The organism is Streptomyces sp. RG80 (assembly GCF_040446465.1).
Classification (GTDB): domain Bacteria; phylum Actinomycetota; class Actinomycetes; order Streptomycetales; family Streptomycetaceae; genus Streptomyces.
This window is the reverse complement of sequence record NZ_JBEAAJ010000010.1, coordinates 202,040-215,533: the sequence shown is the minus strand read 5'-3', so window position 1 is coordinate 215,533 and position 13,494 is coordinate 202,040. Positions and strand designations below refer to the sequence as shown.

At 70.0% G+C, this 13,494-nt stretch carries 11 protein-coding genes; 6 read left to right on the top strand and 5 right to left on the bottom strand.

The window, feature by feature from the left end; translation table 11 throughout:
• Window positions 1–158: 158 nt before the first annotated feature.
• From ABKA17_RS33325 to ABKA17_RS33305, 5 genes are all read left to right on the top strand, one after another.
• Window positions 159–494, top strand: a complete 336-nt coding sequence (locus tag ABKA17_RS33325) for an RNA polymerase-binding protein RbpA (protein WP_078637775.1) — start codon at window positions 159–161, stop codon at window positions 492–494.
• 150 nt (window positions 495–644) lie between these two features.
• A complete protein-coding gene (locus ABKA17_RS33320) occupies window positions 645–1,913 on the top strand; it encodes an MFS transporter (protein WP_353696047.1) in 1,269 nt (422 codons plus the stop codon).
• A gap of 52 nt (window positions 1,914–1,965) precedes the next feature.
• Window positions 1,966–3,618 (top strand): glucose-6-phosphate isomerase, encoded by a 1,653-nt coding sequence (gene pgi / locus ABKA17_RS33315; protein WP_353696046.1) that lies wholly within the window; start codon window positions 1,966–1,968, stop codon window positions 3,616–3,618.
• A gap of 91 nt (window positions 3,619–3,709) precedes the next feature.
• Complete coding sequence (locus ABKA17_RS33310) at window positions 3,710–4,609, top strand: hypothetical protein (RefSeq protein WP_353696045.1); 900 nt, start codon at window positions 3,710–3,712, stop codon at window positions 4,607–4,609.
• 71 nt (window positions 4,610–4,680) lie between these two features.
• Window positions 4,681–5,478 (top strand): DsbA family protein, encoded by a 798-nt coding sequence (locus ABKA17_RS33305; RefSeq protein ID WP_502994461.1) that lies wholly within the window; start codon window positions 4,681–4,683, stop codon window positions 5,476–5,478.
• 30 nt (window positions 5,479–5,508) lie between these two features.
• Here ABKA17_RS33305 and pgl read toward each other — a convergent pair whose 3' ends face one another.
• The 5 genes from pgl to tkt are packed head-to-tail and all read right to left on the bottom strand — an operon-like array spanning window position 5,509 to window position 12,094.
• Window positions 5,509–6,291 (bottom strand): 6-phosphogluconolactonase, encoded by a 783-nt coding sequence (pgl, locus tag ABKA17_RS33300; protein ID WP_353696043.1) that lies wholly within the window; start codon window positions 6,289–6,291, stop codon window positions 5,509–5,511.
• On the bottom strand, window positions 6,288–7,331 hold the full coding sequence (gene opcA, locus ABKA17_RS33295; protein WP_353696042.1) for a glucose-6-phosphate dehydrogenase assembly protein OpcA: 1,044 nt from the start codon (window positions 7,329–7,331) through the stop codon (window positions 6,288–6,290). Before opcA ends, pgl begins: the two co-directional genes overlap by 4 nt.
• Window positions 7,328–8,851: a glucose-6-phosphate dehydrogenase gene (zwf, locus tag ABKA17_RS33290; RefSeq protein WP_353696041.1), complete on the bottom strand. Its 1,524-nt coding sequence runs from the start codon at window positions 8,849–8,851 to the stop codon at window positions 7,328–7,330. The genes opcA and zwf overlap by 4 nt, the downstream gene beginning before the upstream one ends.
• A 3-nt stretch (window positions 8,852–8,854) precedes the next feature.
• Entirely contained in the window at window positions 8,855–9,973 is a 1,119-nt protein-coding gene (gene tal / locus ABKA17_RS33285; protein ID WP_353696040.1) for a transaldolase, read from the bottom strand.
• 33 nt (window positions 9,974–10,006) lie between these two features.
• On the bottom strand, window positions 10,007–12,094 hold the full coding sequence (gene tkt, locus ABKA17_RS33280; protein WP_353696039.1) for a transketolase: 2,088 nt from the start codon (window positions 12,092–12,094) through the stop codon (window positions 10,007–10,009).
• A 402-nt stretch (window positions 12,095–12,496) separates the two neighbouring features.
• On the opposite strand from tkt, the gene ABKA17_RS33275 reads away from it, so the two are divergent.
• Window positions 12,497–13,450: a heme o synthase gene (locus ABKA17_RS33275; RefSeq protein ID WP_353696038.1), complete on the top strand. Its 954-nt coding sequence runs from the start codon at window positions 12,497–12,499 to the stop codon at window positions 13,448–13,450.
• The last annotated feature ends 44 nt before the right edge of the window (window positions 13,451–13,494 follow it).

Here is a 13,494-nt window from a genome sequence, read left to right as displayed (position 1 = left end):
GCGCACCTGAGCGCGGCCTATCATGGGGCTTGCGTCTAGGTGTGAGGGCTGTAACTCCAATCACTGGACGCGCGTTGGGCCTTACGTAGACTGAGGCGCTCGCAACGAAGCGAAACGCCGACTCGCTTCGCGGCACCATCACGCAGGGAGTTACGACCGTGGCAAGTGGCAACGCGATCCGAGGAAGCCGGGTCGGGGCGGGGCCGATGGGCGAGGCCGAGCGTGGCGAGTCCGCGCCCCGGCTGCGCATCTCCTTCTGGTGCTCCAACGGGCACGAGACGCAGCCCAGCTTCGCCAGCGACGCGCAGGTTCCCGAAACCTGGGACTGCCCGCGCTGCGGCTTCCCCGCCGGACAGGACCGGGACAACCCGCCGGCCCCACCGCGCACCGAGCCGTACAAGACGCACCTCGCGTATGTACGGGAGCGGCGCAGCGACGCGGACGGCGAGGCGATCCTCGCCGAGGCGCTCGCCAAACTGCGGGGCGAGATCTAGGAATTGACAGCCGGCCGGGCACCGAGAGGTGCCTGGCCGGAGCTGTTTCGCCCCGGGCCGGGCAAGTTATCCACAGCCCGGATCGACTGTCAGTGGTGACCTCTACGGTTTGTGCATCGCTTCGGTGCAGATGAATCGTGAGGGGGAGCTGTGGCGACGGTCGAGGCTGCGGGCGTACGTGTGCCTGCGTGGCGTGGGGGGTTCGGGCGGCTGTGGGGCGCCGCCGTGCTCTCCAGTTTCGGTGACGCGCTGCGGACGGCGGCGCTGCCCCTGCTGGCCGCCACCCTGACCGACGAGCCCCTGGCCATAGCGGCGGTCACCGCCTGTGGCTATCTGCCCTGGATCGTCTTCGGACTGCTCGGCGGCGCCGTCGCCGACCGCGTGGACCAACGGCGCGCGATGTGGACCGTCGATGCGCTACGAGGGGTGCTGGTCGCCTGTTTCGCGGTGGCCGTGGCGTTCGGGCAGGCCTCCATCGGTCTGCTGATCGCGCTCGCCTTCGCCCTGACCACCCTCCAGACGCTCTTCGACAACGCGGCCACGGCGCTCCTGCCCGCCCTGGTCGACAACGAGGCCCTCGGCAGCGCCAACGCCCGTCTGATGACCGGGCAGAAGATCGCCGGCGGGCTGCTGGGCGCCCCGGTCGTCCCCCTGCTGCTGGTGGTCGGCGCCCCCGTGCCCTTCGTGGCCGACGCGGCGACCTTTCTGGTGGCGGCGGCGCTGGTGGCATCCCTGCGGACCGGTGCGCCCGCGCGGAAGCCGAGAACCGCGGGCAGCACCCTGCGCCGGGAGATCGCGGAGGGGCTGCGCACCCTGGCCCGGGACCGGGCCCTGCGAGGACTGTGCGCGGCGACGGCCCTGTGCAATGTCGGCGTGGGCGCCCTCATCGCCACCATGGTGCTCCTGGTGACCGACTGGATCGGCGCGGGCCATGCCGGGTTCGCGGCGGCGACCACCGCCTACACCGTCGGCTCCCTGGCCGGCGGAGCGATCAACCGCAGGCTCGTCTCCCGCATAGGGCGGGTACGGGCGGTGCTGCTCGCCGGGACCGTGCAGATCGGCGCGCTCGTCGTGATGGGGACGGTGCGGAGCCTGGTCGCGATGGTGGCCGCGATGGCCGTCTTCGGGCTGCTGGGCATGGTGTGGAACGTCAACACCACGACTCTCATGCAGCAGCGCAGCCCCGCCGAGATGCTGGGCCGGGTCAGCTCGGCCTTCCGGACCCTGGCCGTCGCCGGGGCGCCCCTGGGCGCGCTGCTGGGCGGCGCTGTCGCAACGGCCTGGGGACTCAACACCCCGGCGCTGCTCGCGGCCGGTTTCTTCGTCCTCTCCGTCGTCTCGTTGACACCTGCGCTCAAGCCGGACGTACCTGTTGTTGCACCGCGGGACGGCGCCACGACAGCTCATGTCACGCGCTGATCAACTAGGTTGGACCAGCTGGGACAGGCACGAAAGAAGGCTGAAGTCGGACATGAACGCAGACGGCCGTACGAGGCTCAACCAGACGCCCGAGTGGACCGCCCTGACCAAGCACCGCGAGGAGCTCGGCGAGGTGGGGCTGCGCGAGCTGTTCGCCGCCGACCCCGGGCGCGGCACCGGGTACACGCTGCGGGTCGGGGACCTGCACATCGACTACTCCAAGCACCTCGTCACCGAGGAGACGCTGCGGCTGCTGCGCGAACTGGCCGCCGCCACCGATGTCTTCGGCCTGCGGGACGCCATGTTCCGCGGCGAGAGGATCAACACCACCGAGGACCGGGCCGTCCTGCACACCGCGCTGCGGGCGCCGCGGGACGCGGTCGTGGAGGTCGACGGGGAGAACGTGGTCCCGGGGGTGCACGCGGTCCTCGACAAGATGGCCGCCTTCGCCGAGCGCGTCCGCTCCGGGGCGTGGACGGGGCACACCGGCCGGCGCATCAGGAACGTCGTGAACGTCGGCATCGGCGGCTCCGACCTCGGCCCGGCGATGGCCTACGAGGTGCTGCGCGCCTACACCGACCGCGACCTCAGGGTCCGGTTCGTGTCCAACGTGGACGGCGCCGATCTGCACGAGGCCACCCGCGACCTGGACCCGGCCGAGACGCTGTTCATCATCGCCTCCAAGACCTTCACCACCATCGAGACGATCACCAACGCCACCTCGGCCCGCCGGTGGGTGCTGGACGCGCTCGGTGACGAGGCCGCCGTCGCCAGGCACTTCGTGGCGCTGTCGACGAACGCCGAGAAGGTCTCCGACTTCGGCATCGACACGGCCAACATGTTCGAGTTCTGGGACTGGGTCGGCGGACGGTACTCCTACGACTCGGCGATCGGCCTCTCCCTGATGATCGCCATCGGCCCGGACCGCTTCCGCGAGATGCTCGACGGCTTCCACCTCGTCGACGAGCACTTCAGGACGGCGCCCGCCGAGTCCAACGTGCCTTTGCTGATGGGCCTGTTGGGCATCTGGTACGGCAACTTCCTCGGTGCCCAGTCGCACGCCGTGCTGCCCTACAGCCACTACCTGTCCAGGTTCACCGCCTACCTCCAGCAGCTCGACATGGAGTCCAACGGCAAGTACGTGGGCCGGGACGGTGTACCGGTGGAGTGGGAGACCGGGCCCGTGGTGTGGGGAACACCGGGGACCAACGGGCAGCACGCGTACTACCAGTTGATCCACCAGGGCACCAAGCTGATCCCGGCGGACTTCATCGGCTTCGCCGAGCCGGTCGCCGAGCTGAGTGACGAACTCAAGGCACAGCACGACCTGTTGATGGCGAACTTCTTCGCGCAGACCCAGGCGCTCGCGTTCGGCAAGACACCGGGCGAGGTGCGGGCCGAGGGGGTGCCGGAGGAGCTGGTGGCGCACAAGACGTTCAAGGGCGACCACCCCACGACGACGATCCTGGCGCGGGAACTGACCCCGTCCGTCCTGGGCCAGCTCATCGCGCTGTACGAGCACAAGGTGTTCGTCCAGGGCGCCGTCTGGAACATCGACTCCTTCGACCAGTGGGGCGTGGAGCTGGGCAAGGTGCTCGCCAAGCGCGTCGAACCGGCCCTGACCGAGGGTGCGGAGGTTCCGGGTCTGGACGGCTCGACCCAGGCTCTGGTCGCCAAGTACCGGGAGCTGCGCGGCCGTTCGTGACCGCCGATGACGGAAAGCGGGCGGCGCGTGACCGTCCGCTTCCCGTAGAATCCCCGACGATCATGGAAGCCATGGCTCGGGGGAGTGCGGAATGGCTGGTTCGCAAGGCGGTTGGACGGGCGGCGCGCTGACGGCGGGGCCGTTCTGGAAGCCGAAACACGCGGCACGCGCGGTGTTCCATCCGGCGTGGATCCCGGAGTCCGTCGACCCGGCGGTGGAGCAGCTCAAGAAGATCCGCCTCATCGCCGGGACGTTCGCCGCGATCGGCGTCTACACCTTCGTCGAGGACGGCTTCGGCTTCGACGAGATCCTGGAGAACATGCTGACGGCGTCCGTCGTCCTGCTGTTCATCACGCCGCTGACGGTCGGCGTCATGCTCTTCGTGTGGCGGCGGACCGGCTCGGTCAGCGGGTTGAAGCCCTCGCTGTTCAACTCGCTGAAGCTGCTGCTGCTCTTCGTGGGGTCGATCGTGCTCACGGTCGTGCTGTTGCAGGCGGCGGGTGGTGCCGGGTTCTTCATTCTGGTCGTCGGCCCGCTGGTGCTCTGGCTGATCGGCTTCGTGGCCCGCGGGGCCTGGCACGTCGGTGCGAACTTCTTCGGCACGGCGGGTGTGCACCGCTGTCTGCCGCCGCTGCTCGCCTCGGTCACGGCCTGGCTGATGGCCATCCCCGACCTGGTCACGGGCGACCTGCACGGCCTCGGCCTCGGTCTGGGCATCCTGTTCATCCTGGGCGCCCCGACGACGGTCACCGGGATCGCGCTGCTGGAGATGCGGCGCCTGGAGCAGCAGTACGGCATCCGGCTGGCGACCCACCCGGCCACCCAGCCCCGCTTCACCCCACCGCCCCCGCCCATGCCGCCGTATGTGCCGCCGCAGGGAAATCCGTACGGCCCGTCCGCGGGAAACCCGTACAACAATCCGTACGGGCCGCCCGCCGGGAACCCGTACAACCAGGGCAATCCATACGGGCCGGGGCCGCACGGCTCCTGAAATGCGGTGCGTCTCCCCATGAGCTGTGCCTTAGGGTCCCCCTGATCAAGGGGAGAGAGGAGATGCACATGATGCGTGGGGGACGGCTCGCCGGCGTAGTGACGGTGGTCGCCTTGATGGGGGCGGCGCTCTCCGGGTGCGGCCAGAGAGACACACCGGGGGAGGACGAGCCGCGCAGACCGGGGCGCGAGGCCCCGGCCGCGTATGCGAGCCTGGACGTGGTGCCCGAGAAACTCGCCGCGAACGGGACCACGATCGTGGTCGGCGACCCGCACGCCCCGGTGTCGGTCCATCTGTACGAGGATCCGCGCTGCCCGGTCTGTGAGGAGTTCGAGAGCACCGGCGGCGGCCCGGAACTACGGCAGGCCACCATCCGGCGGGAGACGAGGACCGAGTACACGCTCGCGTCCTTCCTCGACGACCGGCTGGGCGGCAGCGGTTCGAAGAAGGCGGTCAACGCCCTGCGGGCCGCGCTGGAGGAAGGCAAGTTCGCCGAGTACCACCAGGTGCTCTACGCCAACCAGCCGGAGGAGGCCGTCGACGGCTTCACCGACGCCTATCTGCTCGAACTGGCGGGCCGGGTCGAGGGGTTGCGCGGCCCCGCCTTCGACTCCGCCGTGAGGACGATGAAGTACCGCGCGTTCGTGACGGCGTCCGAGCACGCCTACGAACTGTACGGAGGCACCGCCGAACCCGGCGGGCCGGGCACGCCGACGGCCGTGATCAACAACGTGCGGGTGCCGCAGGAGTACAACGGCCTGCTCTTCGACGCGACCATCTTCCACAAGCTCCTGGAGCAGATCCGCAAGGAGCCGCAGGAGTGGCGGGAGACGATTCTGGGACGACGGACGGCCGGGACCCGGAGCTGACCCGGGTCCCGGCCGTCCGTGTCGGTCCGCTCAGGGTGACGCCGGCGGGTACAGCGAGCGCGGCAGCCGGGAGGCCGCCGCCGAGTCCAGGAGCCACAGGGTGCGGCGGCGGCCGGTCGCGCCGGCCGCCGGGGCCTGGATCTCGCCCGCGCCCGAGAGGGCGATGGCCGCGGCGCCGGCCTTGTCCTCACCGGCCGCCAGGAGCCACACCTCGCGGGCGGCACGGATGGCGGGCAGGGTCAGCGTGACCCGGGTCGGCGGGGGCTTCGGGGCGCCGTGGACGCCCACCACCGTGCGCTCGGTCTCCCGCACCGCCGGGAGCTCCGGGAACAGCGACGCGACGTGGGTGTCCGGACCGACGCCCAGCATCAGGACGTCGAAGGTCGGCACCTCGCCGTGGTTCTCGGGGCCCGCGGCACGGGCGAGTTCCTCGGCGTAGGCGGCCGCGGCCGCGTCCACGTCGTCGCCGTACGGGCCGTCCGAGGCGGGCATGGCGTGCACCCGCTTCGGGTCGAGCGGCACCGAGTCCAGCAGGGCCTCACGGGCCTGCGTGACATTGCGGTCCGGGTCGCCCTCGGGCAGGTAGCGCTCGTCGCCCCACCACAGGTCGAGCCGGCCCCAGTCGATCGCGTCCCGGGCCGGAGCCGCCGCCAGCGCGGCCAGCAGGCCGTTGCCGTTGCGGCCGCCGGTGAGGACCACGGACGCGTAGCCCCGGGAGGCCTGCGCGTCCACGATCTTCGTGATCAGACGGGCCGCGGCGGCCTGCGCCATCAGCTCCTTGTCGCGGTGCACGACCAGCTGCGGAGTGCTCACTTCGCCGCCGCCTTCCGCGACGAAGACGCAGCCGTGGCCTTCTTGGCGGCCGCCTTCTTCGCGGGCGCCTTCACGGCTTCCGCCACCGGCGTCTCGACGGCGGCCGGCGCCGGAGCGGGGTTCAGCCGCTCCACCCCGAACCGCAGCGCCGAGGCGTACGTGTCGTCCGGGTCGAGCCGCCGCAGCTCCTCCGCGATCAGCTCGGCCGTCTCCCGGCGCTTGAGCGCCACCCCGCGGTCGGGCTGGCCCTCGATGGACAGCGTCGCCAGCGAGCCGTCCGCGCGGTCCAGGACGATCGGGCCGTGGCTGGTGTCCATACGGACCGCGGTGAGACCGGGGCCGTTCGACAGCGAGCGCTTCACCGGCACGTCCAGCCGGTCCGCGAGCCACATCGCCAGGAGCTCGCAGCTCGGGTTGAACTCCTCGCCCTCCACCTCGACGGCGTTGACGTCGACGGTGACCTGGTCCAGGGCCGCGGCCAGCATCGAGCGCCAGGGCGTGATGCGGGTCCACGACAGGTCGGTGTCGCCGGGCGTGTAGGTGTCGGCGCGGGCACCGAGGTCCCGTACCGGCTGCTCGGAGGCGTAGGTGTCGGTGACCCGGCGCTGGGCCAGGGCGCCCAGCGGGTCGTTCGCCGGGTCGATCGGCGCCTCCACCGGCCACCAGACGACCACGGGGGCGTCGGGCAGCAGCAGCGGCAGGACGACCGACTGGGCGTGGTCGACGACCTCGCCGTACAGCCGCAGGACGACGGTCTCGCCGGTGCCCGCGTCCGCGCCCACCCGCACCTCGGCGTCCAGGCGGGACTGGGTGCGGTCGCGAGGAGTGCGGGAGACGCGCTTGATGACCACGAGCGTGCGCGAGGGGTGCTCGCGCGACGCGTCGTTGGCGGCCTTCAGAGCGTCGTAGGCGTTCTCCTCGTCCGTGACGATGACCAGGGTGAGCACCATGCCGACGGCCGGGGTGCCGATGGCCCGGCGGCCCTTCACCAGCGCCTTGTTGACCTTGCTGGCCGTGGTGTCCGTGAGGTCTATCTTCATGGCCGGCGCCAGCTCCGTCCCTCTCGTGCGAGCATTTCGTCCGCCTCGACCGGACCCCAGGTGCCGGACGGGTACTGGGCTGGCTTGCCGTGCTTGTCCCAGTACTGCTCGATCGGGTCGAGGATCTGCCAGGACAGCTCGACCTCCTCGGTGCGCGGGAAGAGGTTCGAGTCGCCGAGCAGGACGTCCAGGATCAGACGCTCGTACGCCTCGGGCGAGGACTCCGTGAAGGACTCGCCGTACGCGAAGTCCATCGACACGTCCCGGATCTCCATGGACGTACCGGGGACCTTCGAACCGAAGCGGACCGTGATGCCCTCGTCGGGCTGGACGCGGATGACGATCGCGTTGGAGCCCAGCTCCTCGGTGGCCGTCGAGTCGAAGGGGGAGTGCGGGGCCCGCTGGAAGACGACCGCGATCTCGGTGACCCGGCGACCCAGCCGCTTGCCGGTCCGCAGGTAGAACGGGACGCCCGCCCAGCGACGGTTGTCCACCTCCAGCTTGATGGCCGCGTACGTGTCCGTCTTGGACTTGGGGTCGATGCCCTCCTCCTGGAGGTAGCCGACCGCCTTCTCGCCGCCCTGCCAGCCCGCCGCGTACTGTCCGCGCACGGTGTCCCGGCCCAGGTCCTTCGGCAGTCGTACCGCGCCGAGCACCTTGGTCTTCTCGGCGGCCAGCGCGTCCGCGTCGAAGGAGGCGGGCTCCTCCATGGCCGTGAGGGCCATGAGCTGGAGCAGGTGGTTCTGGATGACGTCACGGGCGGCGCCGATGCCGTCGTAGTAGCCGGCGCGGCCGCCGATGCCGATGTCCTCGGCCATCGTGATCTGCACGTGGTCCACGAAGGACCGGTTCCAGATCGGCTCGAACATCTGGTTGGCGAAGCGGAGCGCCAGGATGTTCTGGACGGTCTCCTTGCCCAGATAGTGGTCGATGCGGAAGACCTGGTCCGGGGCGAAGACCTCGTGGACGACCTTGTTGAGCTCCTCGGCCGACTTCAGGTCGTGTCCGAACGGCTTCTCGATGACCGCGCGGCGCCAGGAGCCGGAGGACTGGTCGGCCAGCCCGTGCTTCTTCAGCTGCTGGATGACCACGGGGAAGGAGCGCGGCGGCACCGACAGGTAGAAGGCGAAGTTGCCGCCCGTGCCCTGGGCCTTGTCGAGCTCCTCGATGGTGCCGCGCAGCCGCTCGAAGGCGTCGTCGTCGTCGAAGGTGCCCTGGACGAAGCGCATCCCCTGGATGAGCTGCTGCCAGACCTCCTCGCGGAACGGCGTACGGGCGTGCTCCTTGACGGCGTCGTGGACCTCCTGCGCGAAGTCCTCGTTCTGCCACTCGCGCCGGGCGAACCCGACCAGCGAGAAGCCCGGCGGCAGCAGACCCCGGTTCGCGAGGTCGTACACGGCGGGCATCAGCTTCTTGCGGGAGAGGTCGCCGGTGACGCCGAAGATGACCAGGCCCGACGGCCCCGCGATACGCGGGAGCCGTCGGTCGGCGGGGTCACGCAGCGGATTGCTGCTCGACAAGGTTTAGCCCTCCGAGGGTGCGAGGCGCTCCAGCTCCGCCTCAGTCGACTTGAGCAGGTCGTTCCAGGAGGCCTCGAACTTCTCGACGCCCTCGTCCTCAAGAAGCTGCACCACGTCGTCGTACGAGATCCCGAGCTTCTCGACCGCGTCGATCTCGGCGCGCGACTGCTCGTACGTACCGGCGACGGCGTTGCCGCGGATCTCGCCGCTCTCCTCGGTGGCCTGGAGGGTGGCCTCCGGCATGGTGTTCACCGTGTTGGGCGCGACGAGCTCGTCGACGTAGAGGGTCGCCTTGTAGGCGGGGTCCTTCACGCCGGTCGAGGCCCACAGCGGGCGCTGCTTGTTGGCCTGCGCCTTGTCCAGCTCCTGCCAGCGGGCCGAGGAGAAGATCTCCTCGTACGCCTCGTAGGCGAGCCGCGCGTTGGCGACACCGGCCTTGCCGCGGGCGGCCTTGGCCTCGTCGGTGCCGAGCGCGTCGAGCCGCTTGTCGATCTCGGTGTCCACGCGGGACACGAAGAAGGACGCCACGGAGTGGATCAGGGACAGGTCCAGGCCCTTGGCCTTCGCCTTCTCCAGACCCGCGAGGTACGCGTCCATGACCTCGCGGTAGCGCTCCAGCGAGAAGATCAGCGTGACGTTGACGCTGATGCCGTTGCCGATCACCTCGGTGATGGCCGGCAGCCCCGCCTTGGTGGCCGGGATCTTGATGAGGGTGTTGGGGCGGTCCACCAGCCAGGCGAGCTGCTTGGCCTCGGCGACCGTCGCCTTGGTGTTGTGGGCCAGGCGCGGGTCGACCTCGATCGACACCCGGCCGTCCTGGCCGCCGGTGGCGTCGAAGACCGGGCGCAGGATGTCGGCGGCGTCACGGACGTCCGCCGTCGTGATCATGCGGATGGCCTCTTCGACGGTGACCTTGCGGGCGGCGAGGTCGGAGAGCTGCTGGTCGTAGCCGTCGCCCTGCGAGATCGCCTTCTGGAAGATCGACGGGTTGGTCGTGACGCCCACGACGTGCTGCTGGTCGATCAGTTCGGCGAGGTTGCCGGACGTGATCCGCTTGCGCGACAGGTCGTCCAGCCAGATCGCGACGCCCTCCTCGGAGAGGCGCTTGAGTGCGTCTGTCATGGAATTACATCTCCTACGTGTCGTATGTGAGCGTCAGCGCTGGGCGTCGGCGAGGGATTCCCGGGCCTTGGCCGCCACGTTCTCGGCAGTGAAGCCGAACTCCTGGAAGAGCACCTTGCCGTCGGCGGAAGCACCGAAGTGCTCCAGGGAAACGATGCGACCGGCGTCCCCGACGTACTTGTGCCAGGTGAGACCGATACCGGCCTCGACCGCGACACGAGCCCTGACGGAGGGCGGCAGGACGCTGTCCCGGTACCCCTGCTCCTGCTCCTCGAACCACTCCACGGACGGCATGGACACCACCCGCGTCGGCACACCGTCGGCCTCCAGCTGCTCGCGCGCCTCGACGGCGACGTGCACCTCGGAACCGGTGGCGATCAGGACGACCTCGGGGGCGCCGTTCGACGCCTCGAAGAGGACGTAACCGCCCTTGGCCGCGTCCTCGTTGGGGGCGTACGTCGGCACGCCCTGACGGGTCAGCGCGAGACCGTGCGGGGCGCCCTTGCCGAAGACCTTCGTGTAGCGCTTGAGGATCTCGCGCCAGGCGATCGCGGTCTCGTTGGCGTCGGCCGGGCGGACCACGTTCAGGCCCGGGATGGCGCGCAGCGAGGCCAGGTGCTCGACCGGCTGGTGCGTCGGGCCGTCCTCGCCGAGACCGATGGAGTCGTGCGTCCACACGTACGTCACCGGCAGGTGCATCAGCGCGGAGAGACGAACCGCGTTGCGCATGTAGTCGGAGAAGACGAGGAACGTGCCGCCGTAGATCCGGGTGTTGCCGTGCAGCGCGATGCCGTTCATCTCCGCGGCCATGGAGTGCTCGCGGATACCGAAGTGGATCGTGCGGCCGTACGGGTCGGCCTCCGGCAGCGGGTTGTCGGCCGGCAGGAACGAGCTGTTCTTGTCGATCGTCGTGTTGTTCGAGCCGGCGAGGTCGGCGGAGCCGCCCCACAGCTCGGGGATCACCGCGCCGAGCGCCTGGAGCACCTTGCCGGAGGCGGCACGGGTGGCGACACCCTTGCCGGGCTCGAAGACCGGGAGCTTGTCCTCCCAGCCCTTGGGCAGCTCACCCGCGACGACGCGGTCGAACTCGGCGGCCCGCTCGGCGTTGTTGTCGCGCCACTCCTGGAGCTGCTTCTCCCACTCGGCCCTGGCCTCGCGACCGCGGTCGAGGGCCTGGCGGGTGTGGGCGATGACCTCGTCGGCGACCTCGAAGCTCTGCTCCGGGTCGAAGCCGAGGACGCGCTTGGTGGCGGCCACCTCGTCGTCGCCGAGCGCCGAGCCGTGGGCGGCCTCGGTGTTCTGCGCGTTCGGGGCGGGCCAGGCGATGATCGAGCGCATCGCGATGAAGGACGGCTTGTCCGTCACCTGCTTCGCGGCCTCGATCGCGTTGTAGAGGGCGTGCGGGTCGAGGTCGCCGTCCGGCTTCGGGGCGACCCGCTGGACGTGCCAGCCGTACGCCTCGTAGCGCTTGACGGTGTCCTCGGAGACGGCCGTCTCGGTGTCGCCCTCGATCGAGATGTGGTTGTCGTCCCACAGCAGCACGAGGTTGCCGAGCTTCTGGTGGCCGGCCAGCGAGGACGCCTCGGCGGAGATGCCCTCCTGGAGGCAGCCGTCACCGGCGATGGCGTACACGAAGTGGTCGAACGGGGACTCGCCCTCGGCGGCCTCCGGGTCGAACAGACCGCGCTCGTAGCGGGCGGCCATGGCCATGCCCACCGCGTTGGCGACACCCTGGCCGAGCGGGCCGGTCGTGGTCTCGACGCCCTTGGTGTGGCCGTACTCCGGGTGGCCCGGGGTCTTGGAGCCCCAGGTCCTGAACGCCTTCAGGTCGTCCAGCTCCAGGCCGAAGCCGGCCAGGTACAGCTGGGTGTAGAGGGTCAGGGACGAGTGGCCCGCGGACAGCACGAAGCGGTCCCGTCCGACCCACTCCGGGTCGGCGGGGTCGTGCCGCATCACCTTCTGGAAGAGGGTGTACGCGGCGGGCGCGAGGCTCATCGCCGTACCCGGATGGCCGTTGCCGACCTTCTGTACGGCGTCGGCGGCCAGGACGCGGGCGGTGTCGACGGCCCGCTGGTCCAACTCGGTCCACTCGAGGTCTGTGGTGGTCGGCTTGGTGCTCACCCTGGGTCAGGGCTCCTCTCCACATGTCACGCATGTCGGAATGCCGGTGCACGGGGCGCCCCGGCCGTTGTCGAGCCTACCCCCGTATGTACGTGCGTTTTTTCGCGTCATTCCAGACTGCCGGGACTCTGCACGATCCGCCTCCTGACTGGGCCGGATCGCCGTTCGGCAACTGAATACGGCCCCGCTCGTTCGAGTGCTCAACCGAGTGCGGATCGGCTCTTTCGGAGGGCGCTGAGCGGCTCGTCCGCGGGGCGCCGATCCGCTCTTACGGGGGTGCTGCCCAACACGACCCCACCCCCGCGAATGTCGGGGTATGGGCAACGTCTACAGTGGCGTGGTACGCGCGGGCCTTTACCGGGACTTCACACGGCTGAGGCTTGCTGGGATGTCTCTGTAGGGGTGTGCGTGACGGCCGTCGAATCCCGTCCAGCCGGGGTGCTGGGGGAGAGCAAGAGCTCGAGTCACCGGCCGTTCGGGGCCCGTGTCAAGGCATTCGTGGCGCTGACCAAGCCCCGGATCATCGAGCTGCTGCTCATCACCACCGTGCCGGTGATGTTCCTCGCCGAGCAGGGTGTGCCCGACCTGACGCTGGTGCTCCTCACCTGCCTCGGCGGTTACCTCTCCGCGGGCGGCGCCAACGCGCTGAACATGTACATCGACCGCGACATCGACGCCCTCATGGACCGCACCTCGCAGCGGCCGCTGGTCACCGGCATGGTGTCGCCGCGCGAGTGTCTGGCCTTCGGCATCACACTCGCCGTCGTCTCGACGCTGCTGTTCGGCCTCGCCGTCAACTGGCTGTCCGCCTGGCTGTCCCTCGGCGCGCTCCTCTTCTACGTCGTCGTCTACACGATGATCCTCAAGCGGCGCACGTCGCAGAACATCGTGTGGGGCGGCATCGCCGGCTGCCTGCCGGTGCTGATCGGCTGGTCCTCCGTCACGAACTCGCTGTCGTGGGCGCCGGTCATCCTCTTCCTCGTCATGTTCTTCTGGACGCCGCCGCACTACTGGCCGCTGTCCATGAAGGTGAAAGAGGACTACGCGCGCGTGGGCGTGCCGATGCTCCCGGTGGTGGCCTCCAACAAGGTGGTCGCCAAGCAGATCGTGATCTACAGCTGGGTCATGGTCGCCGTCTCGCTGCTGCTGACCCCGCTCGGCTACACGGGCTGGTTCTACACGCTGGTGGCGCTGCTGGCCGGCGGCTTCTGGCTCTGGGAGGCACACGGCCTCCAGAACCGGGCCAAGGCCGAGGTGACGGGCGCGAAGCTCAAGGAGATGCGGCTGTTCCACTGGTCGATCACCTATGTGTCGATCCTGTTCCTCGCAGTCGCGGTGGACCCGTTCCTCCGTTAGCTCTCCTCGACGGGGGGGGGGGGGGGGGGGGGGGCCCGGCCCCC